This is a genomic window from Streptomyces sp. ALB3 (assembly GCF_044385685.1).
Lineage (GTDB): Bacteria > Actinomycetota > Actinomycetes > Streptomycetales > Streptomycetaceae > Streptomyces.
In genome coordinates, this window is the sequence record NZ_JBISCE010000027.1 from 208599 (window position 1) to 232103 (window position 23505).

Annotated in this window: 22 protein-coding genes; 13 read left to right on the plus strand and 9 right to left on the minus strand. The window is 70.5% G+C overall.

The genetic code is table 11. The features are described 5' to 3' along the window. Window positions 1-158: 158 nt before the first annotated feature. The gene (locus ACHFIV_RS16080; protein ID WP_398968713.1) at window positions 159-1532 is read right to left on the minus strand and encodes a glycoside hydrolase family 76 protein; all 1374 of its coding nucleotides are present in this window, start codon (window positions 1530-1532) and stop codon (window positions 159-161) included. A gap of 436 nt (window positions 1533-1968) precedes the next feature. On the opposite strand from ACHFIV_RS16080, the gene ACHFIV_RS16085 reads away from it, so the two are divergent. Then, the gene (locus ACHFIV_RS16085) at window positions 1969-2559 is read left to right on the plus strand and encodes a TetR/AcrR family transcriptional regulator (RefSeq protein ID WP_398968716.1); all 591 of its coding nucleotides are present in this window, start codon (window positions 1969-1971) and stop codon (window positions 2557-2559) included. A gap of 84 nt (window positions 2560-2643) precedes the next feature. Beyond that, window positions 2644-3315 (plus strand): enoyl-CoA hydratase-related protein, encoded by a 672-nt coding sequence (locus ACHFIV_RS16090; protein ID WP_398968719.1) that lies wholly within the window; start codon window positions 2644-2646, stop codon window positions 3313-3315. 144 nt (window positions 3316-3459) lie between these two features. Here the strand turns inward: ACHFIV_RS16090 and ACHFIV_RS16095 are convergent, their stop codons facing one another. The 4 genes from ACHFIV_RS16095 to ACHFIV_RS16110 form a co-directional block, all read right to left on the minus strand. Next, window positions 3460-4638 (minus strand): septum formation family protein, encoded by a 1179-nt coding sequence (locus ACHFIV_RS16095; protein ID WP_398968721.1) that lies wholly within the window; start codon window positions 4636-4638, stop codon window positions 3460-3462. Window positions 4639-4843: 205 nt separating this feature from the next. Next, on the minus strand, window positions 4844-5830 hold the full coding sequence (locus ACHFIV_RS16100; protein WP_398968724.1) for an aldo/keto reductase: 987 nt from the start codon (window positions 5828-5830) through the stop codon (window positions 4844-4846). Window positions 5831-6120: 290 nt separating this feature from the next. Further along, window positions 6121-6726 carry a dihydrofolate reductase family protein gene (locus ACHFIV_RS16105; RefSeq protein ID WP_398968726.1) on the minus strand — a complete coding sequence of 202 codons (606 nt, stop codon included), beginning with the start codon at window positions 6724-6726 and terminating at the stop codon, window positions 6121-6123. Between the two features lie 158 nt (window positions 6727-6884). Further along, window positions 6885-7136: a TraR/DksA family transcriptional regulator gene (locus tag ACHFIV_RS16110; RefSeq protein WP_398968729.1), complete on the minus strand. Its 252-nt coding sequence runs from the start codon at window positions 7134-7136 to the stop codon at window positions 6885-6887. A gap of 531 nt (window positions 7137-7667) precedes the next feature. On the opposite strand from ACHFIV_RS16110, the gene ACHFIV_RS16115 reads away from it, so the two are divergent. The 7 genes from ACHFIV_RS16115 (at window position 7668) to ACHFIV_RS16145 (ending at window position 14447) form a co-directional block, all read left to right on the plus strand. Next, on the plus strand, window positions 7668-8528 hold the full coding sequence (locus tag ACHFIV_RS16115; RefSeq protein ID WP_398968732.1) for an MBL fold metallo-hydrolase: 861 nt from the start codon (window positions 7668-7670) through the stop codon (window positions 8526-8528). 242 nt (window positions 8529-8770) lie between these two features. Beyond that, complete coding sequence (locus ACHFIV_RS16120; RefSeq protein ID WP_398968735.1) at window positions 8771-9970, plus strand: hypothetical protein; 1200 nt, start codon at window positions 8771-8773, stop codon at window positions 9968-9970. Between the two features lie 9 nt (window positions 9971-9979). Then, window positions 9980-10573: a hemerythrin domain-containing protein gene (locus ACHFIV_RS16125; protein WP_398968737.1), complete on the plus strand. Its 594-nt coding sequence runs from the start codon at window positions 9980-9982 to the stop codon at window positions 10571-10573. Window positions 10574-10893: 320 nt separating this feature from the next. Further along, window positions 10894-11604 carry a hemerythrin domain-containing protein gene (locus ACHFIV_RS16130; protein WP_398968740.1) on the plus strand — a complete coding sequence of 237 codons (711 nt, stop codon included), beginning with the start codon at window positions 10894-10896 and terminating at the stop codon, window positions 11602-11604. 278 nt (window positions 11605-11882) lie between these two features. After that, window positions 11883-12290, plus strand: coding sequence for a YciI family protein (locus ACHFIV_RS16135; RefSeq protein ID WP_398968743.1), 408 nt, complete (start codon window positions 11883-11885; stop codon window positions 12288-12290). Between the two features lie 17 nt (window positions 12291-12307). Continuing rightward, on the plus strand, window positions 12308-13453 hold the full coding sequence (locus tag ACHFIV_RS16140; RefSeq protein WP_398968745.1) for an RNA polymerase sigma factor: 1146 nt from the start codon (window positions 12308-12310) through the stop codon (window positions 13451-13453). 388 nt (window positions 13454-13841) lie between these two features. Next, on the plus strand, window positions 13842-14447 hold the full coding sequence (locus ACHFIV_RS16145) for a GOLPH3/VPS74 family protein (protein ID WP_398968748.1): 606 nt from the start codon (window positions 13842-13844) through the stop codon (window positions 14445-14447). A gap of 61 nt (window positions 14448-14508) precedes the next feature. Here ACHFIV_RS16145 and ACHFIV_RS16150 read toward each other — a convergent pair whose 3' ends face one another. Both ACHFIV_RS16150 and ACHFIV_RS16155 read right to left on the minus strand, forming a co-directional pair. Beyond that, window positions 14509-15165, minus strand: a complete 657-nt coding sequence (locus tag ACHFIV_RS16150) for a pyridoxamine 5'-phosphate oxidase family protein (protein ID WP_398969699.1) — start codon at window positions 15163-15165, stop codon at window positions 14509-14511. A 35-nt stretch (window positions 15166-15200) separates the two neighbouring features. Beyond that, complete coding sequence (locus ACHFIV_RS16155; RefSeq protein ID WP_398968751.1) at window positions 15201-16385, minus strand: globin domain-containing protein; 1185 nt, start codon at window positions 16383-16385, stop codon at window positions 15201-15203. A gap of 774 nt (window positions 16386-17159) precedes the next feature. Between ACHFIV_RS16155 and ACHFIV_RS16160 the strand changes: the two genes are divergently transcribed. After that, on the plus strand, window positions 17160-18935 hold the full coding sequence (locus ACHFIV_RS16160; protein ID WP_398968753.1) for a serine/threonine-protein kinase: 1776 nt from the start codon (window positions 17160-17162) through the stop codon (window positions 18933-18935). Window positions 18936-19032: 97 nt separating this feature from the next. Here ACHFIV_RS16160 and ACHFIV_RS16165 read toward each other — a convergent pair whose 3' ends face one another. Continuing rightward, complete coding sequence (locus tag ACHFIV_RS16165; protein WP_398968756.1) at window positions 19033-19659, minus strand: class I SAM-dependent methyltransferase; 627 nt, start codon at window positions 19657-19659, stop codon at window positions 19033-19035. Window positions 19660-20051: 392 nt separating this feature from the next. Here ACHFIV_RS16165 and ACHFIV_RS16170 point away from each other — a divergent pair, with 392 nt between their 5' ends. Further along, window positions 20052-20579 (plus strand): GNAT family N-acetyltransferase, encoded by a 528-nt coding sequence (locus ACHFIV_RS16170; protein ID WP_398968759.1) that lies wholly within the window; start codon window positions 20052-20054, stop codon window positions 20577-20579. Between the two features lie 294 nt (window positions 20580-20873). Here ACHFIV_RS16170 and ACHFIV_RS16175 read toward each other — a convergent pair whose 3' ends face one another. Beyond that, on the minus strand, window positions 20874-21221 hold the full coding sequence (locus tag ACHFIV_RS16175) for a VOC family protein (RefSeq protein WP_398968761.1): 348 nt from the start codon (window positions 21219-21221) through the stop codon (window positions 20874-20876). Window positions 21222-21463: 242 nt separating this feature from the next. Between ACHFIV_RS16175 and ACHFIV_RS16180 the strand changes: the two genes are divergently transcribed. Together ACHFIV_RS16180 and ACHFIV_RS16185 are read left to right on the plus strand one after the other, a co-directional pair. Beyond that, window positions 21464-21976, plus strand: coding sequence for a hypothetical protein (locus ACHFIV_RS16180; RefSeq protein WP_398968764.1), 513 nt, complete (start codon window positions 21464-21466; stop codon window positions 21974-21976). A gap of 178 nt (window positions 21977-22154) precedes the next feature. Next, window positions 22155-23447 carry an acyltransferase family protein gene (locus ACHFIV_RS16185; protein WP_398968767.1) on the plus strand — a complete coding sequence of 431 codons (1293 nt, stop codon included), beginning with the start codon at window positions 22155-22157 and terminating at the stop codon, window positions 23445-23447. Window positions 23448-23505 lie beyond the last annotated feature (58 nt).

The following is a 23505-nucleotide window of genomic DNA, read 5'->3' on the forward strand; positions in this document are numbered from 1 at the left end:
GTCACTCAGGTCCGCGGGGACCCACGGCAGGGTGGACGGCCGAGCTCTCCGGCCCGCTCCCCGTCGCGGTCCCCCGGCGCCGGACCGCGCGGGGAGCAGCGTTGGCCCGGCGCCGGACCAGGCCTTCCGGCTCGCGCGGGGACCGGCGCTTCGGACTGTCAGCCCGTGGCGGCGTTGAGGAGGTCGAGAACGCTCTGCTGACAGCCGTAGCCCGTGGTGGAGCTCCCCCCGGTCCAGTGCGGGCCGTACTGGTCGAGCGTGTTGCGGTCCCGGTCGTACGCACTGTTCGCCCAGCGGGTCAGGGCCGTGGCATAGGGACGATCGGGTAGCCGGCGGTTGAGGGTGCCGAGTCCGCGTACGTAGGCCCCCTTGAAACTCGGGCCGTCCCCCGTGCAGCTGTCGCCCTCACCGGGTTCACGCAGGACGCCGTCCGCCTGCAGCCGGACGGTGGAGGCGTCGGCCAGGCCGCGTGCGGTCGTCAGGAGGCTGGAGTCGCCGGTGGCTCTGTGGAGTTCGGCCAGCGCTCCCAGGATGACGCCCTGGTTGTACGTCCAGGTGGTCTGGCCGTTGTTGACGCAGGTGTCGCTGAGGCCGTCGTTGATCATCCGGTCGCTGTTGATCATGCCGCTCCGCTGGAACCAGTTCCATTCGGTCTTCGCTCGTTCCAGGTAGGTGGTGTCGCCCGGGATGCGGTTGTGCAGAGCCGAAGTGAGCTGGAGGAACAGCTCGTTGGTGATCGCGTTCTTGTAGTTGCCGTCGGTGCTCCAGCGGACGCCGCCGCCGCACGTGCTGTTCCAGTTCGCGTACATGTGGTCCGCGTCGGCCCGCGCGGTCTCGAGGTACCGGCGGTCGCCGGTCAGGTCGTACGCCGCGATCCAGGCGAGACCCCACCAGCCGGTGTCGTCGAGGTACTCGTTCCGGAACTGCCCTCCTTGTGCGTCGAGGTTCTTCTCGTACGTGTCGGCGATGGCGTAGGTGTAGCTGCCCATGCCGCTGATCCGGATGTTGTCGATGACCGCGGTCAGCGCGTTGGCGGCGGTCCACCAGCCGTTGCCGCCGAAGAGCTTGCTGCCCCGGTCGAACGACATCATCAGGGCGGTGGCCGCCGCGGTGCTCCTGCTGCCCGCGTTCCAGGTGGTGCGCGCCCAGGACGTACACGCGATGGCTCCTCCGGCAGGCTGCCCGCACGCCCGGAGGGCACCGACGCCCTGGGTGCTCCATTCGTCGACGTTGTACATCTGGGTGCGCCAGCCCCGCCGCCCGGAGGGCACCGCGGTGTCGCCGAGACGGCTTCCCGACGCCCAGGTCCGGCCGCCGTCCATGGACCGGTCCAGCCAGACGTGGTCACCCGGGCCACCGTTGTCGATGGACGCCCACCCCATCGCGTCGGCGTCGTCAAAGTGCAGGGCGATCGATCGTGAGGACGTCGTGGCGGTGACCGGGACGCGGTCCTGGGGACTCAGCGCAGGGTCTCGCGCGTCGCAGTACGTGTTGCACACAGCCGTCGGCGCGGCGGCGGACGCTGACGGCATTCCGCCGAGGCAGAGAGTGGACAACGTTGTCAAGGCGATGAAGAGGGAGGCCGACGTGTATCGCATTGGCTTCATGGCAGAGGCTCCCGAGACGGCTGGTCGCGATGAGGGCGCCCTGCCGGGCGGAGAGCGCTCCCTGAAAGTAGCTAAGCGACATGACCACGTCAACGCATACAACGGCACCGCCGATGAGGCGGGGGGACCCGTCGCAGGAATCAGGAACACGGCGGCTGAGCCTCCGGTCCGGCCGGATTGTGACGGCGCCGCCCATGACAGCGCCGGGAAGGCAGGGCGCACGCGTCGCGCCGGGCGGCGCGCGACAGCGCCGGGCGAATGATCACCCGTCACCCCTTGCATGCTCTATGGCATAGCCCATAAGTTACCGACAGGTAGCCCAATCGGCGGGCAGCCCCGCCGTCAGGAGGGTGGTGGTCAGGTGAGTCCGCGCAGGAGTGAGAGCCGTGACCGGATGATCCTCAGTGCCGCTGCCCTGCTGCGGGAGTACGGGGCGAGCGCTACCAGCATCGACCGGGTGCTCGCCCACAGCGGAGCCCCTCGCGGTTCGGTCTATCACCACTTCCCCGGCGGGCGGGCGCAGCTCATCGACGAGGCGGTCGCCCTGGCGGGGGACTTCATCGCGGGCCTGATCGACGCCGCCGTGCGGGCGGACGATCCGGTGGAGGCCGTCGACGCGTTCTTCGTGCTGTGGCGCGACCGGCTCGTGGAGAGCGGCTTCAGGGCCGGGTGCCCGATCGTGGCGGTGGCCGTCGAGACCAACGACGAAGCGCCCCGGCTCGCCCGCTCCGCCGCCGCTGTCTTCCTCCGCTGGCAGGAGGCCCTTACTGCCCTCCTCGTCCGGCACGGTCTGCCCGAGGAACGCAGCCGCCGGCTCGGCGCCTTCATCATCGCCGCGGTGGAAGGGGCGGTGATCATGTGCCGGGCCGAGCGGAGCACAGCCCCGATCGATGCCGCCGCCGCAGAGATCCACGACCTGCTCGTCCACACACTGCGTGGCCGCCCGGGGTGACCGATCCGGCCCCCGCCCTGGGGCAGGCAGCCATGTCAATCAGTCCGTTCAGCTCGTCAGTCCGTTCAGCTAGAAGGAGTCGCCATGCCCTCGCTCGACCGCCACGACAACGTCTTCGTCCTCGACCTCGGAGACGGAGAGAACCGCTTCCACCCCGACTGGCTCGACGCCGTCGGCGCCGCGCTCGACGAAGTGGAGAAGGCGGATGGCCCTCGCGCCCTGGTCACGGCTGCCACCGGCAAGTTCTTTTCCAACGGGCTCGACCTCGAGTGGCTGTTCGCCCACGCCGACCAGCACCAGGACTACGTCGTCTCGGTCCACGCACTGTTCGCGCGCATGCTGTCGCTGCCGTTCGTCACGGTGGCCGCACTGCAGGGACACACGTTCGCCGCCGGCGCCATGTTCTCCCTCGCCCACGACTTCCGCGTGATGCGTGCCGACCGCGGGTACTGGTGTCTCCCCGAGGCGGACATCAACATTCCCTTCACTCCCGGCATGGCCGCCCTGATCCAGTCCCGGCTGGCGCCACGGACCGCGCACGAGGCCATGCTCACCGCCCGCCGCTACGGCGGAACCGACGCCGCGACCGCCGGCATCGTCGACCAGGCTGTCGCCGAGGACGCCGTGCGCTCCACCGCGATCGAGACCGCCCAGGCACAGGTGAACAAGGCGGGCGAAACTCTCGGCACCATCAAAGCCCGGATGTACGCGCCTGCCCTGGCCACCCTGCGCGACACCGCCGTCCCGCTCGGCTGAGCCGGTACCTCACCCGACCGCACCGGCCCGCGCCCCGGACGAACCCCCCGGGACGCGGGCCGCCTCAGCGGTCCTCCTGCCGCCCGGGACTCGGGCGGCGACCGGCGTCCCGGCTCCTACCGCGCTCTCTTCGAGGGCGACGCGTCACCGTGTCTCGACGTAGCACGTGACCACCGGATCGGCGCCGACGCCCCAGTCCTCCTCGCCGGGCCAGGTGTACCAGAAGTGGCCTTTCTCCGTGCCCTCCCCCGTCCAGGCAGCGGGCGCCGACCTGTACCCGTCCGTGCAGGCCTCGACAGCCATCCGCTTCGCCTCCTTGCGGCCCGGGTACGAGGCGTCGAACCGTGCGTGGGCGAAGATCCGGGCATCGTGGGGTTGGGCGCAGGGAACGCTCACCATCATGTCGAGGGTGCGGGTGCCCGTCGTGAGATCCGCGCATCCGCCCTTCTCCATCTCACCGACCGCCCTGACGGCTTCCTTTGCGTCGAGTGTCCGTTCCGAGGCCGCCGGCATGACCGGTGCCGCGGCCCCGAACCCGCCCAGCTCCAGCACCGCACGGAGTCCGGTCATCTCGTCGAGGGCACCGTCCTCCTTGTCGAGCAGGCCCGAGAGATCCGCCTCCGCCCGCGTGACGCGCCCCGTGGCGTCCACGGAGATGCTGAGCGGCACGGGCGTCGCCGTACCGTTCGGGTCGATGTCGGCGGTGAGCTCGGAGCCCAGATCCTTGGGGAACAGGCGCAGTGCGTTGAACACGGTGAGTTCGGCCCGGTACGTGCGCCCGCCCTTCTCCGCCGGTGCGTGCTTCACCTTCTGGGCTCCGCTGAGAACCTCGAGAAGGGTGCCGCCGAAAGCGGCCTCGGATCCCCGGAGCGCGTCGATCGCGGCGCCCGTGCCGAAGGCGTCGGAGGACCCTTCGTACCGTAGCCAGTAGCCGGCCCCGCCCGCGCGCAGGCGGATGGTGTCCGGCTCGATCGCCACCTCGGTACGCGCGGGCGCACGGCTCGCTCCCAGGCGGACGCCCAGCAGCGTGTCCCTTGCCTCCTCCGTCAGGTCCTCGGCCTGGGCCCAGTCGATCGTCCCGGCGGCCCTGCCGCCCGGGAAGTCGAGCCGCCCCGAGGTCGTCTGCACCGTGTCGCCCGACGCCGAGGTGAAGGTCAGGGTCTGGGTGAAGCTCGCGGTGCGCGCCGCCTGGGTGGTCAGCAGGGCCTGGCGGGGCTGCTGCTCCACCGGCACTCCGAAGACCGGGTGGGCGGGCTTGTCGTCGGACGACCCGCCCGTGCACGCGGTGAGCAACATGGCGGCCGAGGCGGCGACAGCGCACAAGGACTTACGGTGGCTTCTGATCACGTCGGTTCGACCATGGAGACGTCTGATCGGTTGCCCTCTCGACGGTAACGGAATGGCCATTCGTCCTGGCTCCGGGCGTCCGCTCGGACCGTCGGCGGGAGACGAGTGCGGCCTCGGGACGACGCAGGCCGCGTCCCGCGCGGCGGAAGGCGCCGGGAAGCGCCTCCCGCCGTGGGGAGCGTCAGTGAGCGGCGTCGAGCCGCCCCCGCTGGTCGGTGGTCAGCTCCAGGTCCACCGCGGCCAGGTTCTCCTCAAGCTGCGCCACCGATGACGCCCCCGCCAGAGGGACGACGGGCAGCTCGCCTCCGATCTGCCAGGCGAGGACGACCTGGTTGACGGTGGCTCCGGTCTCCCTGGCGACGGCACGCAACGCGGCGAGCCTGGTCGGGGTGCCCGGGTGGTCGTAGTCCGGCGGCAGCGGCTTGTCGTCACGGACGTAGGCGCCCGCGAGCAGGGGGGAATAGGCGACCAGGGTCAGGGCGGGCTCGGCCCGCAGGTAGCCCAGCAGTTCGGGGCCGGCGTGGCCGAGGCTGCCGTCCGGGAAGAGGTCGCTCGGCACGTCGGACCGGGGACGCAGATGGCTGTGCTGGTACTGCAGCACCTCGTAGGCGGGGAGTCCGGCTGCCGCGGCCAGCGCCCGGGCCCGTTCCACCCGCCACATGGCCTGGTTGCTGACCCCCAGCAGGCCCACCGTGCCCTCGGCGACGAGCGCGCCGAAGCCTTCCACGGTCTCCCGTTGCGGCACGGTGTGGTCGTCGATGTGCGCGTACAGCAGGTCCAGTCGGGCTACGCCGAGCCGATCCCGGCTGGCCTCGGCGGCTTCGCGGATCACCTTGGCCGACAAGCCCTCCGGATTGTCGACGTACCCGGTGCCGGGAGCAAGGGGGCGGGCGCCCAGCTTGGTGGCGATGACGATCTCGTCACCGATCCCGCGGCTGCGGCGCCAACGGCCGAGCACCTCCTCGCTGTGGCCGCCCTGGCTGCCGTCGGTCCAGAACGCGTAGTTGTCGGATGTGTCGATGAAGTTCCCGCCCGCCTCGGCGTAACGGTCCAGGATGGCGAAGGAGGTCTTCTCATCGGTGAGCGAGCCGAACAGCATCGCGCCGAGCGCGAGCACGCTCACCTCACGGCGTCTGGCCGGATCAGTGCCTATGGTGCGGTACTTCATGGTTGTCCTCCCCTTAGGACCCGGTCGTCGGGCACGAAGAGGGAGTCTGCATTTTGAAGTGCGCTCCAAGTCAAGCGTTCCTCACGTCAGCCGTAGCCTCGGCCCGGGACGTGGCCGCGCCGCGTGTTCCGCTCTGGCTGGGCGGCACGATCGGTGCCGGTTCGGCGAGCGCGGCTGTACGCACCGCCTGGCCCGCGGCGCGGGCCGTCCTCCAGGGCACGGTTACCGCTTCCTCCCCGACGGCATCGCCTGCCTCGCTCAGCAGTCCCCCCTGTCTTCAGCGCAAGCCGTCATCGACCGGCCCGCTCGTCCCGGTTCCCGGCGGACGACGGCTGACGCACCACCCGGTGGCGGAGGTAGACGACTCCTGAGCTGAAGGTGCGGGTCTCGACGAGCTCGAGATCCACCCGGCGTTCCCCCCGGGGGAAGTACGGTGCGCCACCGCCGACCAGCACCGGGTAGACCACGGTCCGGTATTCGTCGATCAGCCCCGACGCGGCCGCCTCGGCCGCGAGCGTGGCACCGCCGATCGCGATGTCACCCTCGCCCGGCTCGGCCCGCAACCGCTCGATCTCCTCCGCCAGGCCTTCGGACGCCAGGCGGGCGTTGCCCTGCACCGTTGACTGCGTGGTGGAGAACACCACCTTCGGCAGCGCGTTCCAGAGCTCGGTCCACTCGCGGTCGGCGTCGTCGAGCGTTGCATCCTGGTCGGCGGTCTCCCAGTACAGCATCGTCTCGTACAGCCGTCGTCCCAACAGGTGGACGCCGACCTCTCGGATTTCGTCGATCCAGAAGCGAAAGACCTCCTCGTCAGGCCCCGTCCAGTCGAAGCCGCCGTCCGGCCCGACGATGTAGCCGTCGAGTGAGGTGCTCATCGAATAGGTGACGCTGCGCATACGTGGTCCTCCTCGGAACGGGTTCGACAGTATGACCGCCGGACGCCGCAGGACTCATCGCGGCTCGCAGAGCCGTCCGGGCTCCCGCGCCGACGTCGTCCTTCAGGTGTCTTCCCCGCGGGCCAGGAGGCTCTGCACGGGAAGTCGGGGCCTTCCCGTTATTCACGGCCCTCGGTACGGGTGCCTCGCCGGCTCCCGGCATCGCGCCGGCAGGTGACGCACAGTTCCGTCTGCGGAACGGCGAGCATCCGCTCCTGGTCGACCGGCGAACCGCACGCGGTGCAGATGCCGAACGTGCCGTCCTCCAGGCGCTGCAAGGCGGCCTCGGTCTCGGCCAGCCGGCGGCCCGCCACCTCAGCGACGCCGCGTTCGTCTGCGACTGCCGCGCGTGTCGAGCCGAGGTCTGCCACATCGAGGGCGCAGTCCTTTCGCGCATCCGAGACCGCGGCTTCTGCGGACGCCTTTCGTCGGCTGAGCGCATCGATGCGGGCGGTGAGGCGATCACGCAGGGACTGCTCGTCAGGCCCTGCGCGTGTCGGTCGCGTCGCGTGGGGAGCGCTCCCGGTGTTCTGCTGAGGATCAGGCACATTGCACATAGAAATTCTCTCCGCTACCGGATCGGCACCTGCACCGCACTGTGTCGCCTACCCGGTCAGACGGTGCCGGTACCGTCCGCCCGCTGTCGGGCTCCCCTCCGTACGACCGGCCGTGATCCGCACCATCTCTCACTCGCGGCTACGACCGCTCCTCCGCCCGGAAGCGATGCTGTCGTCCCGTCGGCACGCCCAGCTCTCCACCGCGCGGCGGCGTGCGGCCCGCACAGCGACCCCCCGCCCGGATCGTTGCGCCGTACCGATCGGGCCACCCCCGAGGAGTCGCGACGACAGAGCTTCGGAGGTACCCATGAAGGACAGACATTTCGGCTCTGCGAGGTGCGTGTCATGCCGGACCATCCGCCCGACGGCCACACGGAAATCCTCTTCATCGGCAACGCCACCATGCTCATCCGGTACGGGTCGCTCACCCTGCTGACCGATCCCAATTTCCTCCACCGGGGCAGTTACGCGTACCTGGGCAACGGCCTTGCTTCCCGCCGGCTGACTGAACCAGCCATCGGGGTGCACGAACTCCCACCCGATGTGGACGCCGTACTCCTCTCCCACCTGCACGGGGACCACTGGGACCGGATCGCGCGTCGAGGTCTGGACCGTTCCCTGCCGGTCATCACGACCCCGCACGCCTCGCGGCGCCTCCAGGGCCTCCACGGATTCTCCCGGGCTGTCGGTCTGCGCACGTGGCAGTCGCAAACGATCGTCGGCGACCGGTCGCAGGCACGCGTGACGGCGCTACCTGGCCGCCATGGCCCCGCGTTCGCACATGCGCTTCTCCCACCCGTCATGGGGAGCCTGCTGGAACTGGGTCCCTTGGGTGCGCCACCGGTGCTGCGCCTCTACATCACCGGTGACACCGTGCTGTTCCCCGGCATCGAGGAGATCGCGCGGCGCTGTCCTGACGTTCACCTCGCCGTGCTGCACCTGGGGGGCACCACTCTGCCCGGTGGCCTGCTGGTCACCATGGACGCACGTCAGGGAGCCGAACTGGTCCGGACCGTGCGACCCCGGCGGCTGCTGCCTGTGCACTACGAGGAATACGGAGTGATGCGTTCGCCGCTGTCGGACTTCCTCGCGGCGGCTGATCGCGGCGGCTTCGCGCCCGACGTGGTGCGCTGCGGCCGGGGCGAGCGTGTCCTCGTGGGCCCCGCGGCCGACGAAGTGACGAGAACGCCGAGCCGGGCCCAGTGACTCCCTGACCCTGCCGGCGATGTCGGCGACATTCCCATCGGTGGGTCGCCACGCTGCCGCACGCGACCCGGCGGCTCGGAGGAATTACGTCATACGGGGTTCCGGCAGGGCTGTCCGGGCGTGTGCGATCGCGGCCTCCGCGACCCAGGGCTATGCATGAGGGATGGCGCCCCGCGGACTCGGCGGACTTGAATCGCGACTACGAGGGTGCTCCGTCCATCCGCCCCACCGAGGAGACCCTGGTGACCTTCAATCCGCTCGAGCAGCGTGGCATCCCGCTGGACCGGCAGTTGCGCAACTGGCGTGAGCTGAACGTCAAGCCGATCGATCCGGACCGCTGTGACCCCTATACCCGGTGCCGGATCATCACGATGAACGGCATCGAGGTCGAGGCGATCCTGTTCAGCCACCAATTGGCCCGGCACTGTCCCGACCCCGAGATCAAGCGGCAGCTGGCCCGCACGCGGTACATCGAGGCACAGCAGCAGAAGGTGGTCAACTGGCTGCTGCCAGGTGTCTCGTCGGTCCTCGAGACGACGATCGCCTACGAGCAGGTCGCGGTGGACCTCACCGCCTGGGTGGCGCGGATGGAGCCGGATCCGTATCTGAAGCAGGCGTACCAGTTCGGTGTGCTGGAGGACTTCGACCACCTGTACCGGTACGCGAACCTGTACGAGATGATCGAGCACCGCAAGGCTGAGGCGATCGTCGACGGACTGACCGAGGTGATGCCCGGGCGGCCCACGAAGTACCACCACCGCAACCCCGTGGACAACGTCCGCGACCCGTATGCGAAGGACGAGACGAACCCGCTGTCCAAGCTCCACGCGCTGACCATCATGTCGGCGGAGCAGCAGACCATGAACTTCTACATGAACACCGGTCCGACCTACATGGAGCCGATCGCCCGCCAGCTGTACCAGGAGATCGGGCTGATCGAGGAGGAGCACGTCACCCACTACGAGTCCTTGGTGGACCCTGGTGAGACGTGGTGGGAGCAACTGGTCAACCACGAGTACAACGAGTGCTACCTCTACCACTCGTTCATGGAGCAGGAGAGCGATCCCAAGGTGAAGGCGATCTGGGAGCTGCACCTGAACATGGAGCTCGAGCACCTGCACATCGCGTGTGACCTGATGCGGAGCCACGACGGTCGCGACCCGGAGTCGGTGCTGGCTCCCGAGCTGCCCAACGTGCTCACGTTCGAACCGAACAAGGCGTACCTGCGGGAGCTGCTGGAGACGCAGATGGACCTGACGACTCTGGGCGCCGGCTACGTACGCGAGGCACACGAGCGGTTCGAGACCTTGCAGGAGCAGATCCACGGTGGCGAGGAGCCTCCGAGCGAGCGGGTCATCACTGAACACCACGCCATGTTCGGCCGCGAGTACCGCGTGCAGTCCGAAGGCGAGCACCCTGACCCCGCCATGCGCGAGAAGTGAGACCCGGCCATGACCGAAACGCAGACCCCGCACGCCTGTGACGACCACGCTCAGGACGCCGACGTGGTGGCGCTGCTGATGCGCCAGCACGGCGACATCCGCAACCTCTTCGACGAGGTCGAGGCCACTGCCGGCGAGGAACGCCGCGATGCCTTCCGCCGTCTGGTGCGCCTGCTCGCCGTCCACGAGACCGCGGAGGAGGAAGTCGTCCATCCCTTCGCCCGACGCGGCTTTCCGGGTGGCGAGCAGATCGTCGAGGACCGTCTGGCCGAGGAGAAGGCGGCCAAGGAGACCCTGGCGGCCCTCGACGACCTGGACACCGAGGACCCGACGTTCATGCCCCGGCTGATGAAGCTGCGAACGGAGGTGCAGGAGCACGCCCGGTCCGAGGAACGGTACGAGTTCACACACATCCGCCGCAGCACCGACGTCACCAACCTCGCGGCAATGGCCAAAGCGGTGAAGGCCGCCGAAGCGATGGCCCCCACCCGTCCCCATCCGGGAGTCGAGTCCGGCGCCGCCAACGCGGCGCTCGGGCCGGTGGCCGCGCTGATGGACCGCACCAAGGACGCCGTGCGACAGGCCATGGGCCAAGGGCGCTGAGCACCATGTTCCGGCCTTGCCTGCGGGCCGGGCCGGAACATGTGCCGATCCGTGCGTCTGTGGTCCACCGAGTCCGTGGACCGACGGGCCGCCGCACTGCCCTGGTCCCACCCCACGGCTGAGTCCGTTGCTCAGCCCCGCTGTTCCGGCCGCGAAGCTTTCGTGACGCCGACCACTGACAGGCGCTGTGCCACCCCACCGGGCACGGGCCGGAGCCCCGCTCGTTCTTCACAGCGTGTTCCCGGGCCGGCCCCACCGCAGGACCGCGGCAGCCCCCTGGCTCCCAGGGCGGTGACCGGCGAGAGGGAGAAGGATCGTTCATGACCACGGAAGAAGGCAGGGTGGTTTCCGTCGCCGGCCAGACCACTCGGGAACTGGGCGGTGCGCGAAGTGTCCTGGTGCGTCAGCGGCGCGACCATGCCGAGCTCGACCGCTTGATGGAGCTCTATGAGTCCGGCGACGGATCGCCGGCCCAGCGGCGAGGCCGGCTCAAGGACATCGTCCAGCTGACGTTCAGCCATGCCTTCGCCGAAGAGGTCGTGCTCTGGCCTGTGCTTCGCCGTCTGTCTGCCGACGGCGAACAGCTCACCTCTCGGGTGGAGGAGGAGCATCAGGAGATCAACGACCTGATCGCCGAGATGGACCGGGTGGGGCACGAGGGCCGAGGCCATGACGAGTTGGTGCGACGGGCGTTCTCACTGATCCGGCAGGACATCCGTGACGAGGAGGACGTGCTGCTGCCCCGCCTGCAGCAGTCCCTGTCCCCTCGGCAGCTGCGCCGCTTGGGGGCGGTGTGGGAGAACGTACGCCGAACGGCGCCCACCCGTCCGCACCCACGCGTGCCCCGCCGGCCCCCGGGCAACGCCGTTCTGGGTGTGCCGCTCAGCGCCTTCGACCGCGCCCGCGACCTCCTCCCCGGCGGCACGCGCACCCCGGGAGCACGGCGGGCCGCCGTGCTCGGGGCAGCGCTGGCAGGCGCGTGCCTGCTCACGCTCGTGGTGCGACGGGTGGTCCGGCGCGCGCGGGGCTGAAGAGTGCTCGTGTCGAAGCCGGAAGACCCCGGACGCCCCAGCCGGCAGGCCCTGGCCACTCGACACGGTGACGCGTCTGCCTGGTAGCCGCCGCCCCTGGTGGACGCGCTGCGTCCCGGCCCGGGCAGTGGCGCGGGCGTGGACACCGCGGGGCTCATCCGGAGCCCGCCCACGAGAGCGGAAGAAAAGTCGGGCAGCGGTGTCGAGAATCCGTGGTCGGCTCCGTCCCCGTAGTGAGCGCGGCCAGAATGGACCGCACCGGCACCGAGGAGAACCCGATGGCCAAGTACTTGCTTCTCAAGCACTACCGTGGCGCCCCCGCTCCGGTCAACGACGTACCCATGGACCGGTGGACTCCGGAGGAGATCTCGGCACACATGCAGTACATGCACGACTTCGCGGCCCGGCTGGAGAAGACCGGAGAGTTCGTCGACGGTCAGGCGCTCGCCCCCGAGGGCACGTTCGTCCGGTACGACGGTGAGGGACGCCCTCCGGTCACCGACGGCCCGTTCGCCGAGACCAAGGACCTCATCGCCGGCTGGATGGTGATCGACGTGGACAGCTACGAACGAGCTGTCGAGCTGGCCGGGGAGCTGTCGGCCGCTCCCGGGGCGGGCGGCGAGCCGATCCACGAGTGGCTGGAGCTGCGCCCCTTCCTGACCGCGCCGCCCACCATCACGGACTGACCTCTCAGGGGACGCAGATGAACGAGGCCCTGTTGAGGAGCCTCACGCCGAGCGTGCTCGCTGTCCTCGTCCGCCGCGGAGCCGACTTCGCGGCGGCCGAGGACGCCGTGCAGGACGCTTTCGTCGAGGCGCTCCGCGTCTGGCCCGCCGACCCGCCACGGGACCCGAAGGGCTGGCTGGTCACCGTGGCATGGCGCAAGTTTCTCGACGCGACCCGGTCGGAAGCCGCCCGCCGCCGACGTGAGGAGCTGGTCGACGAGGAACCGGCGCCCGGGACCGCGCCCGCGGTGGACGACACCCTCCAGCTCTACTTCCTGTGCGCCCACCCGTCGCTGACGCCGTCGTCCGCGGTCGCGCTCACACTGCGAGCCGTCGGCGGGCTCACCACCCGCCAGATCGCGCAGGCCTACCTGGTGCCCGAGGCGACCATGGCGCAGCGCATCAGCCGGGCCAAACGTACGGTCTCCGGCGTGCGCTTCGCCCGGCCCGGCGACGTCGCCACCGTGCTGCGCGTCCTGTATCTCGTCTTCAACGAGGGCTACTCCGGCGATGTCGACCTCGCCGCCGAGGCCATCCGGCTGACCCGGCAGCTGGCGGCAGCCGTCGACCACCCCGAGGCGGCTGGGCTGCTCGCCCTCATGCTGCTCCACCACGCCCGGCGCGCCGCCCGGACCGCGCCCGACGGCAGCCTGGTACCGCTCGCCGAGCAGGACCGGAGCCGGTGGGACACCGCGGCGATCGCCGAGGGGGTGGCGATCCTCCAGGCAGCCCTCGCCCGCGACCGGCTGGGCGAGTTCCAGGCCCAGGCCGCCGTCGCGGCGCTCCACGCCGACGCGCCCACCGCCGGGGAGACCGACTGGGTGCAGATCGTCGAGTGGTACGACGAGCTCGCGCGCCTGACCGACAACCCCGTCGTACGGCTGAACCGCGCGGTCGCCGTCGGCGAGGCCGACGGACCGCGCGCCGGCCTGGCGGCGCTCGCCGGGCTGGACGAGTCGTTGCCCCGCCACACCGCGGTGGCGGCGTACCTCCACGAGCGCGACGGAAACCTGGCGAAAGCGGCACGGCTGTACGCCGAGGCAGCGCACAAGGCGCCCGATCTCGCCGAACGCGACCACCTGACACGCCAGGCCGCCCGGCTCAACACCCGCCGGAGTCGCTGACAGGGCGCCATCGCCCTGTCCCCCCGGTGCCCGGCACGGTGCTCAGCGTTCGGCGGGCTCTTCGTGACAGGACGGCGCTCCGCGTCGGCAGGACGGCCCGCGCGCTCCGCCGCCACCCCGGGTGGCGGGTCCGCGCGGCTCCTGTGCCTGTATGCGCGATCCCTCCTGGCGCAGACCGCCCGAACTGCCTCTCCATGAGCCGTTCTCGTCGACGCGCGGGTCACAGCGGCGTGGTCGCCGGGCTACAGGAACTCCGCCTCCCGGCGGGGCTTCGCTGTCCGCGGGAGGCGATAATGGTCTCGACAGCCGACTCGCCGCCGAACCGACGCCGGACACGGCGGGGCCGGGGGGACGCACCTCTGCCGATCTCTTCGAGGGGAGCCGTTCAGTGACCACGGCGAAAGACCTGTTCGTCATCACCATGGACCCGCGGCTGGAGCCTGCCGTGGGACAGGGTGACCTGTCGCTCGCACTTGCGGGAGCCGAGCTGATCGATCTACTGACCGCGGGGGCCGTCGCGCTGGACGGGGACCGGATCGTGCCCGAAGAGCGACGGCCCCCGGAGGATCGGCTCCTCGCAGAGGCTGCGGCGCTGCTCACCCGGCAGCCGCCCTACGAGGGCGTCGAGGACTGGTTGTGGCGCCGGGGCCGGGACCTCGCACGCACTTACCGGACCGCTCTGGAGGAGGGCCGTGAACTGACCCGCAAACGCAGCGGCCGCCTGTCCCTCGGCTCGGAACGCGTCGAACTGGCCGATACGCCCGGCCGCCGCCGAGCAGCCGAACGCTGGGAGGAGAAGGAGCCTGTCCTGGCCGCGCTCGCCTCGGCCGTGGGCATCGACCGCGGTCCGTCGGACGACGAGGCGGACATCGAGGACGAGGCGGTGACGGCCGTGCTCGCCGCCGTGCACGACGCGGTGATGGAGCTGGAGTCCGTGCGCCAGAGGCGGAGCATCGAGAACGCGGCCTTCGCGAATCTGTGGCGCGGGCCGTGAACCGGGGCTCCGGCCGGCCGGAGCCCCACCGCCCCCGGCGGGCGACACCGGCGCGGCACTCCTACGAACCTGCGGAGGGATGCGCCCTCGCGCTGTCGCACGCGGAGCCGAAGACCTCCGGGCCCGTGAGCGGCAGGTCCTGACCAGGTCCTGCGGCAACGGGGACCGGGGCCGGCTCGGTGAAGTAGTCGGCGTCCTTGGGGCGGGTGCGCGCGACCCCCAGGGGACGGGGGGCGGGCTCGAGGTGGGGTATGTGCTTCGAGCAGTGCACGTAGGCCTCGTGGAGCGTGATGAGCGTCCACAGCACGGGGTGCCGCCCGGGGGCGGACTCGGTGGGTATCCAGGGATGGGCGGCACGTAGTTCCTGGTCGCTGAGCAGCCGGGCGGAGCCGTTGACGTGCAGTCCGATGTGGTCGTGGGTGAAGTCCATGAAGAGCAGGCCGATGTGCGGGTTCTCCGTGAGGTTGCCCGCACTCGCCAGGACACCGTTTCCGCGGTACTCGGGGTAGGCCAGCGTACGGTCGTCCAGAACGGTGACGAATCCCGGAGGGCCGGCGCGGAAGGTGGCGTCACAGTGGCCTCGGGCGTCGGCGGTGGAGAGGAAGACCATCGACTGGCGTCGGATGAAGTCGCGCATGGCCGCGGTGAGGTAGGGGTGCACCTGTCGGCCGTAAAAGGCTTCGGCGCGTTCGCCGGTGCCCAGGTGGGCCTGCAGCATGCGCTCTCCGCGCGAGGGGCTGGGATCGGGGCGGGTCACGGTTGGTCGGACTCCTGACCGGGTCGGTGCGGTGTGAGGGGCGCGGTGAGGACGGGTGTGTCCAGCGGGTCGTGATGGATGTGGGCCAGTTGGGTGCCCTGGTGCTGGAGGGTGCGCACGGCCGTGGTGACCATGTCGGGCGGACCGCACAGGAAGGCTTCGTGCCGGTCCCAGGGGCCGAACTCGCGAAGGACCTGCGGGAGGGTGCCTTGCTGACCGGGGATGTTCTCGTGGGAGACGGCCGCACGGACGGTCAGCCAGTAGTGACGTTGCGCCAGGCGCAGCATGTCGTCGAGGCCGTACAGCTCCTCGGCGGTGCGGGCTCCGACGAACAGGTCCACGTGGCGGCGCATCCCGGAGACGGCGGCCTCCTCGATCAGGGCGCGGATCGGCGCGAGGCCGGTGCCACCGGCCACCATCAACAGGTCTCGGTCGCCTGCCGTGGCGAGGGTCATCTCTCCCTGAGGAGGCCCGAGCCGCACCCTGTGCCCCGGGGTGGCGTGATGGACCAGCGCGTTGCTGACCTGACCCCGGTGGACGGCCCTGACGTGGAACGTGAGCGTGTGGTCCTGGCGTGGCAGGTGAGCGGGGGAATAGTGCCGCCACGTGCGGGGGTACCAGGGGGTTTCCATGCTCACGTACTGACCGGCGACGAAGCGGTAGGGCAGGTCCGGCCGCACGGTGATCTCGGCGATGCCGTGGCCGCGGTAGTCGTTGCGGATGATCTGCGCCTCCCAGGAAGCCGGGCGCAGCCGGGTGTCGTCGGCGGCGGCCGCGATCATCACCTGCGCGGCGGTGGTGTAGGCGCGCGTCCATGCGGCGGCGACCTCGGCGTTCCAGGCGGTTCCCGCGTAGCGGGCCAGGGAGGCCACGAGGCAGTCGCCCACCGCTGGGTAGTGGGCCTCCAGGGCCCCGAACTTACGGTGGTCCCGGCCCAGGCGTGAGCAGAACTGCACGAGGTTGTCGACGTCGTCGACGAGATCGATGATGCGCAACAGTCCGCGCAGCAGCCGGTCACGCTGAACGTCCATGTTGTCCGGGAACAGCCCCCGCACTTCTGGATAGCGGGTGAAGAGGATGGCGTAGAAGTAGACGGTCATCTCCGCGGCCTGCGGCGCGACGACCGTCAGGCTCGTGCGGACCAGGGAGATCTCCCGGTCTGTCAGCGGGGCGGCCGTCACGGCCTGCCCCCGGACGGTGCGGGGCGGAGGTACGTCCTCACGCGTCTGACGAAAGCGGCGTGCGAGGGAGCAGAAGTCGCCCACGGTGAGGTGATCACCGGGCGTACCAGATGTGCCGACAAGTAAAAATTCGCAATCGTAGAAGGACGTTTCATGTCACTCAAGCTCAGACCGGCGAAAGTGTGATCAGCGGACGAGCCATTGTGCACCTAGGCGACGGGCCCGAGGCCACCCCTGGGGGCCTGCGTCGCCTTATGCAATCAGCGCAATCTGCCGCAAATCAACGCCCTGCGAACGGACCGGCACGAGTGCGCGGGCCTCGGGTATGGCGTGTCACCAGGGCCTCTCGCCGTTCGACGCCGCACCGGAGGAACACCGGGCGGCCCGAACACGAGCACCATGGGGAGATTCAGTAAGCAAATTCGATCGTTTGAGTGAACGTACGCCAACAGCCGATCTGCGAGCGCCTGCCCCATGACTCACTGACGTCCGGTCGAACCGGCCGTGCGCGGCGCCCCCGGACGAGGCCCCTGACGGGTGGTGACGGGCCGGCATCCCCCTGCGGGGTCGTCCCGTCGACGCCGCTGACGTCCTTCCCGCTGACACGGAGTCCGCCGGCGAGCGAATGGCCCCGAGGCGTGGGAGGCGGGTTTTGACCACGCGGACGCCCCGGCGAGGGAACGGATACAGGGACACGCCGGGCTCTGGGTACGCTCCTCCTGGCCTCGGACCGCAGCAGGAGCCGAACCGGTTACCAACAGGGGATGATGCGTCATGACCAGTACGCCTTCTGCCAGCCATCTCGAACCGCTCGGGCCGGGCGATCCGGCCTCCGTCGGCGGTTATCGGCTCGTCGCCGTGCTCGGCACGGGCGGCATGGGCAAGGTGTACCTGTCCTACACGCCGGGCGGACGACCCCTGGCGATCAAGGTGATCCGGCCCGAGTTCGGCGAGGACCCCGAGTTCCGGCGGCGCTTCCGGCAGGAGGTCCAGGCCGCGCAACGGGTGCAGGGCCTCTACACCGCGCCGGTCATCGACTTCGACACGGACAGCTCGCAACCGTGGCTGGCGACGGCCTACGTGCCCGGTCCCTCCCTCGCGCATGCCGTGACCGGGCACGGCAGGCTGCCACTGCGGAGTTCGCTGCTCCTTGCGGTCGGAGTGGCCGAGGCCCTCCATGTCATCCATGGCGCGGGCATCGTCCACCGCGATTTGAAGCCCGCCAACGTGCTTCTCGCCTCGGACGGCCCCCGTGTGATCGACTTCGGTATCGCCCGCGCCGCTGACACCACCGCGCTGACCAGTACCGGTGTCAGCGTGGGCACCCCGGCGTTCATGGCGCCCGAGCAGGCGTCGGCCGGCACCGTCGGCCCCGCCACAGACATCTTCGCTTTGGGCCAGATCGTCGCCTTCGCGGCGATCGGCTCGCCCGCATACGGTGGCGGACCCTCGCACGCGCTGCTCTACCGGATCGTGCACGAGGACCCCGACCTCACCCAGGTGCCGGCTGAACTGCTGCCCTTGGTGAGCCGCTGTCTGACCCGTGATCCGGCCGGCAGGCCGAGCCTCACCGAGATCATCGAGCTGTGCCACGAGCTCTCGCCCGTCGCACTGCGCCAGGGTGAGGACTGGCTGCCGCAGGCAGTCGCCGCGTCGATCACCGAGCGGCTGCGGCTGCCCGGACCGGTGAGGACCGCGGAGCCCCAGCCCCCTGCCACGCCGACGCCGACCCTGTACTCGCCCCCGCGGCACTCGGCCCCCGGCCGAGCGGCCGGCCCGAACGCGCCGACGGGCCCCGGACAGGCCACCCAGCCGACGCAGACCGCGCGGAGAGCTCCTGGGGCGGTTCCGCCACCACCCGGCTACCCGATGCACCCCGCTCCCCCGCAGGGTCACCGCACCCCGCCGCCCGGCTTCCCGGCCCCCCAGACGCTCCCCCGGCAGCCCAGGAAGCAGCGGACCGGCCTGATCGTCGCCGGGGCGATCGTGGGCACGGTCATCGTCCTCGGAGTGATTCGCTCCCTCCTCCCGGACGGCTCCGGCGACGACCGCGGGGACAAGTCCCCGACGACCGGCGCGAGCGGCAGCAGCGCGGCCTCGGACGGCGTCCCGGGGAAGGCGGACCCGAAACCGGTCACGTACAAGGGCATTTCCCTGCCCCAGCGGTACTACCTCATGCTGGCGGACAGCCCTCCACGTCCGAGTGCCGGTGGGAGCGGGACCTCCGTCACCGACGGGGACCTGTACCTGCAGCCGAAGACACTCAACGTCGTGGAGAGCGACGAGATCCGCAGCGGTGACGCCAGGATGGTCCTCCTGGACAACGCGCAGGAAGGCTCCTTGGAGAGGTGCCGCACGGAGACCCGTTTCACCAAGGAGATCCGTCTGGACCAGCTCAGTGACGGGTCGCGGTTCTGCGTCCTCAGCGACGCGGGGCACATCGCGGTGGTGACCTACCGCGGCAGGTCGGGCAGCAACGACCCGAGCACGTACGTCGACCTCGACCTCACGATCTGGCGCAACGCGGAACTGCCCCAGAAGGAGCAGTAGGAGGCATCTGGAGACGGCCATGCCTCGGCCCCGCCGCCGGGAGGTGCGGCGGCGGCGGGAGGTGCGGCGGCGGCGGGAGGTGCGGCGGGGCGCGGGCTCAGGTGGCGGGGCGCGAGTGCACGCTGACGGCGTAGCCGCCTCCCTGGTGGTAGGGATCGGCGCTCCATGTGGCGTAGCGCTGCCTCAGGGTCAGTCCGGCCCGGCTGCACCAGTGGTCGAACTGCGTGAGGGTCACCGGCGCCTCCGCCAGTGGCAGGTGCGCCGCGTCCAGTCCCATGCCCGTCACGAGCAGACCTCCGGGTCGCAGTGCGGCGGCCAACTGCCGGACGACGGCCGGTTCGGTGCCGGGGGCCAGCAGGGGGATGACGTTTCCGGCGGCGAGCACCAGGTCGAAGTCCGGTTCCAGGCCGAGGGCGTCCAGACGGGCCAGGTCACCGAGAAGCCAGTCCAGCGCGGGGGCGTCGCGGCGGGCGACGGCGAGCATCGAGGAATCGACGTCCACACCGGTGCAGTGGTGGCCCAGCTCGGCGAGCCTGATCGCGATCCTGCCGGTACCGCATCCGGCGTCGAGCACCCGGGCGGCGGGCTTCAGCAGAGCGGCGCAGAAGGCGGCCTCGCCGTGGATGTCGTGGCCCGCTTCGACGAGCCGAGCGAAACGCCGGGCATATTCCTCCCCGCCTCCTCCCCCGGTCAGTTCCGCCCAACGGTCGCGTTGCCCAGTCATCTTCAGCGTGTCCTTCCGGTCGGCCTCACCCAGCGGGCACGAGGACGGTGTCACCACACTGCTGTGCGGACGAGCCAACGGTAGGCGCCCACGCGTCCACTGTTGTGCCGGGCCGCGCTGACGCGGGCTCCCCGCCTGTCGGCGGCCGACGCGTGCACCCCCGAGCGAGGAGTGCGGCCGGCGTCCGGGACCTGGCCTGTGACCATGACGCCGTCCACAAAGGCGATTGCCCCAGCCGAAAGGGGGCTACTACGCTGACGCCGGTACGTCAGATCCTGGTCCCGGGATGGGGAGGTTGATGAATATGGCCGCCGTCGGTCCTCATCAGCATGCCCTCATCCGGCCCGCGACAGCAGAGCGCGGCCGGTCGTTCCGCCGACCAGGAGAGACACATGTCTTCCCCTCCCTCACCCGCCCATGCCGATGTGGTCACCCAGCGTCTCGTTCTGCGGCCCTGGACCGTGGACGAGGCCGTTGCGGTCCTCGACGGCATCCGGTCCCCGCACTGGGCGGAGGACTTTCCCGCCGAAGGTGACCGAGTCATCGCGGGCCTCTTCGACCACCACCCCGACTGGCTCGGCACCTGTGGCCACCGCCTGGTCATCGAGCGCGACAGCGGCTCGGTGGTGGGGTCCATCGGGCTGTTCTGGCCGCCCGGCGCGGGTGTACTCGAGATCGGATACGGCGTCGTAACCTCCCGACGTGGCCGGGGCTACGCCTCCGAGGCCACCCGGGCACTGGCCGGGTTCGCCCTCACCCTGCCGGACGTCCACACCGTGTCCGCCGACGTCGAACTGTCGAACGCGGCCTCCGTCCGGGTCCTCGAGAAGGCCGGCTTCCACCGGTGGACCACCGGGGAGAACGCAGCCACCTTCAGGTTCACGCGCCGGCGCCCCGGGGCCGGCGCGCTGATGGCCTGAAGTCCGGGGTCCTGGAGGCGATGCCCTCCAGGACCCTCACGGGAGCGGCGACGGGTCAAGCCGTGGCTGCCGGTGACACGACGCGTCCTGCACCACCGGCGTCCCCGTGGTCGCGCCTCCGTCCTCCGGCTGATTCCGGTGCCATGCTGATCCGGCGCGGAATCCCGGACGCCCCCCCCCGAGACCGGGCTCCCGCCGCGGCCCCGTCCGCCTGCCCCGGCAGGGGGCGGGGCCTACCGCTCTGCGGCCGGTGGCCGGGCCACCCGCGGACGACGTGCGGGAGGGGAACCAGCGTCACCGGTGCCCCAGTACGTTGACCACCCGGCCACCGGGGTCGCGGACGAAGAACCGACGCACTCCCCACTCCTCGTCCTGCAACGGGTGGACGATGTCGGCGCCACTCTCCCGCATGACCGCGAAGGCCGCGTCCACATCGTCCACCTCCACGCTCATGTCGGGGGTCACCGGCGCCGTCTTGTCGGTGACCATGAAACTGACCTGCGCCGCCGGGCTGGACGGAGAGGCAAGCGTCATGATCCAGCCGAGGTTCATGACTACCTCGAAGCCCAGCAGACCGTAGAACTCCAGATTCTCCTGCACAGCCTCCGACTGGACGTTGGGCACGACGCGGCGAACGGACATCGACGACTCCACGAGCTGATGGACGTGTTTCCGGGACTCCCAAGAGGTACTACAGCGCACCCGCCCTCCGCACCTGACCGGGCTGCGGGCGTGCTGTGCGGCCTCCGGAAAGCCTCGGGCATCCCGGCCTCCACCTGCACGACCGGTCGGCGCGGGCCGCCGCTCAGCCTTTCCCGTGCCCCGGGTAGTGTCTGCTCGTTCGAGATGAGCCCTGGACCAGGGCTGCGCGCGGGAGGGGCGTCATGAGCGGTGCGGGATCGGTGGACAGCGGGTGGAAACTGAGCGGCGAACAGGGCGGGAGGCTCGCGGGCCGGTGGTGGAAGTGGGCCCTGTCCGCACCTGAGGGCCGTAGCCCGGTCGAGGACACGACGGGCGAGTACGCCGCCTGGAATCAGCCGGACGATCTGTGGTTCCTCGCGGGCACCTACGGTGGCCGGGTCGTACGGCGCTGCGCTGTTCCCTCGGACCGGCCGGTGTTCTTCCCGGTGCTCAACATGCAGCACACCCGCTCGTATTCGCGGGTGCCCCGGTCCATGTCGGTGGCAGAGGCGACAGCGTCCCTCAACGGCATCGCCCTGCCGCTCCAGGAGTTCACCGCACCGTTCAGGACAGGGCTGACGCAGCGCTATGCGTGGGGAATCTGGGGCGGTGCCGCTCCGCTGCTTCCCGGCCAGTACGTACTCGAGATCAAAGCCCGCGCCACGAACGGCTTCTGGGTCGACACCACGTACCACTTGGAGTCGGTGCCTTCCTGAACCGGCAGCCCGGACAGCCGTGCTCCCCGCGTCGCGGCGGCTGGTCACCGGCGGCGGTGCTGTCACCCGTGGGTGTGCGACACCGGCCGTGGAGGTGGGGATCGGGCGCCCTGGCGCGGTCCGGTGGACCGCACCGTACCGGGCGTGACGAGTGGTGCTCGTCGTCGTTGCTCCTGTCATGGGCGCGGACCTGGAAGCTGGTGGGGCGGGAAGTCGTGTCGGGTTCTACCCGGGGGCGGGTCCGGGCAGGCGTTCGGGTCCTGCCCGGAAGCGTCCCGCCGACGCTCGTCCGGAGGGAGCCGGGCCTCGGCGCCCGCCCGCGGGCCCGGTCCCCTCCCGGCTGCCCTCGCTGACCGGACTGCGGTTCGTGGCCGCTCTGCTCGTCTTCGCCGGCCACGTGCTGTGGTTCACCCGCCTCGTACCGGATGAGATCGGGACGGCGCTCAAGCTGGTCTTCTCCCTCGCCGGCCCCTACGGTGTCGGCTTCTTCTTCGTCCTGAGCGGATTCGTGCTGACGTGGACGGCACGGCCCCAGGACACGGCCCGGTCGTTCTGGCGGCGCCGCCTGGTGAAGATCGGCCCCACGCACCTGGTCACCTACGCCCTGGCCGCCCTTCTGGTGACGAGCATGGCCCGGCCCACCTCCACGGTCGACTGGCTGGCGTCGCTGACTCTGCAGCAGGCCTGGTTCCCGAGCCTGCACACCAGCCTGGCGGTCAACGAGGTGAGCTGGTCGCTGTCCTGCGAGTTCTTCTTCTACCTCGCTTTTCCGGCCCTGCTGCCCGCTCTGCGCCGCGTACGCGTCCAGTGGCTGTGGCCGGCGGCGGCGGGGGTGACCGCGCTGATCGCGGGGGCCTTCCTCATCGCGCGTTTCCTCGTGCCTGACCAGCCACGGCTCAGCCTCTTCTCCATGACCGCCCCCGTCTCGTTCGAGCAGGTGTGGTTCGTGTACTTCTTCCCGCCGGTGCGCGTGCTCGAATTCGTTCTGGGCATCCTCCTGGCCAGGATCGTCACCGCGGGCATGTGGCCCCGGATCGGGCTGCTGCCCGCCTTCGCGGCGGCCGCCGCCGGATATCTGCTCGCCCTGTGCGAGCCGTACCTGGCGGGCAGGAGCGGGCTGGCGTCGGTGTGCACCGCACCACTGATCGCCGCCGCCGCGGTCGCGGATCTGCACGACCGTCCCTCGGTCCTGCGCAGTCCGGCGATGGTGTTCCTGGGGCAGATCTCTTTCACCTTCTACATGGTCCACCTGACCGTGCTCATGGCCGCCGCCCACCTCATCGGACCCACACGGACGTTCTCGCTCGCGACCGGCGTGTTCCTGGCCGTCACCCTGCTGGCGATCGCACTGGGGTGCGCCCTGGTTCTCTACCGGTACGTGGAGACGCCTTTGATGAACCGCTTCGGGCAGCACCGGCCGGCCGCCGCCGCTGGAGCGCCCCGGCCCTCGCTTCTCCGTCACGAGAAGTAGCTGTTCGCGGCGAGCGTTCGGACGGCGCCGCCCGTCGGTGTTGACCTTCGACCTGGTT

Coding starts and splice junctions, on each gene's coding strand:
- ACHFIV_RS16180 (WP_398968764.1), top strand. CDS start 21,464: ATGAGCGGTGCGGGATCGGTGGACAGCGGGTGGAAACTGAGCGGCGAA.
- ACHFIV_RS16175 (WP_398968761.1), bottom strand. CDS start 21,221: ATGTCCGTTCGCCGCGTCGTGCCCAACGTCCAGTCGGAGGCTGTGCAG.
- ACHFIV_RS16130 (WP_398968740.1), top strand. CDS start 10,894: ATGACCACGGAAGAAGGCAGGGTGGTTTCCGTCGCCGGCCAGACCACT.
- ACHFIV_RS16105 (WP_398968726.1), bottom strand. CDS start 6,726: ATGCGCAGCGTCACCTATTCGATGAGCACCTCACTCGACGGCTACATC.
- ACHFIV_RS16160 (WP_398968753.1), top strand. CDS start 17,160: ATGACCAGTACGCCTTCTGCCAGCCATCTCGAACCGCTCGGGCCGGGC.
- ACHFIV_RS16140 (WP_398968745.1), top strand. CDS start 12,308: ATGAACGAGGCCCTGTTGAGGAGCCTCACGCCGAGCGTGCTCGCTGTC.
- ACHFIV_RS16115 (WP_398968732.1), top strand. CDS start 7,668: ATGCCGGACCATCCGCCCGACGGCCACACGGAAATCCTCTTCATCGGC.
- ACHFIV_RS16135 (WP_398968743.1), top strand. CDS start 11,883: ATGGCCAAGTACTTGCTTCTCAAGCACTACCGTGGCGCCCCCGCTCCG.
- ACHFIV_RS16150 (WP_398969699.1), bottom strand. CDS start 15,165: ATGCTGCAGGCCCACCTGGGCACCGGCGAACGCGCCGAAGCCTTTTAC.
- ACHFIV_RS16185 (WP_398968767.1), top strand. CDS start 22,155: ATGGGCGCGGACCTGGAAGCTGGTGGGGCGGGAAGTCGTGTCGGGTTC.
- ACHFIV_RS16090 (WP_398968719.1), top strand. CDS start 2,644: ATGCCCTCGCTCGACCGCCACGACAACGTCTTCGTCCTCGACCTCGGA.
- ACHFIV_RS16125 (WP_398968737.1), top strand. CDS start 9,980: ATGACCGAAACGCAGACCCCGCACGCCTGTGACGACCACGCTCAGGAC.
- ACHFIV_RS16100 (WP_398968724.1), bottom strand. CDS start 5,830: ATGAAGTACCGCACCATAGGCACTGATCCGGCCAGACGCCGTGAGGTG.
- ACHFIV_RS16170 (WP_398968759.1), top strand. CDS start 20,052: ATGTCTTCCCCTCCCTCACCCGCCCATGCCGATGTGGTCACCCAGCGT.
- ACHFIV_RS16165 (WP_398968756.1), bottom strand. CDS start 19,659: ATGACTGGGCAACGCGACCGTTGGGCGGAACTGACCGGGGGAGGAGGC.
- ACHFIV_RS16080 (WP_398968713.1), bottom strand. CDS start 1,532: ATGCCGTCAGCGTCCGCCGCCGCGCCGACGGCTGTGTGCAACACGTAC.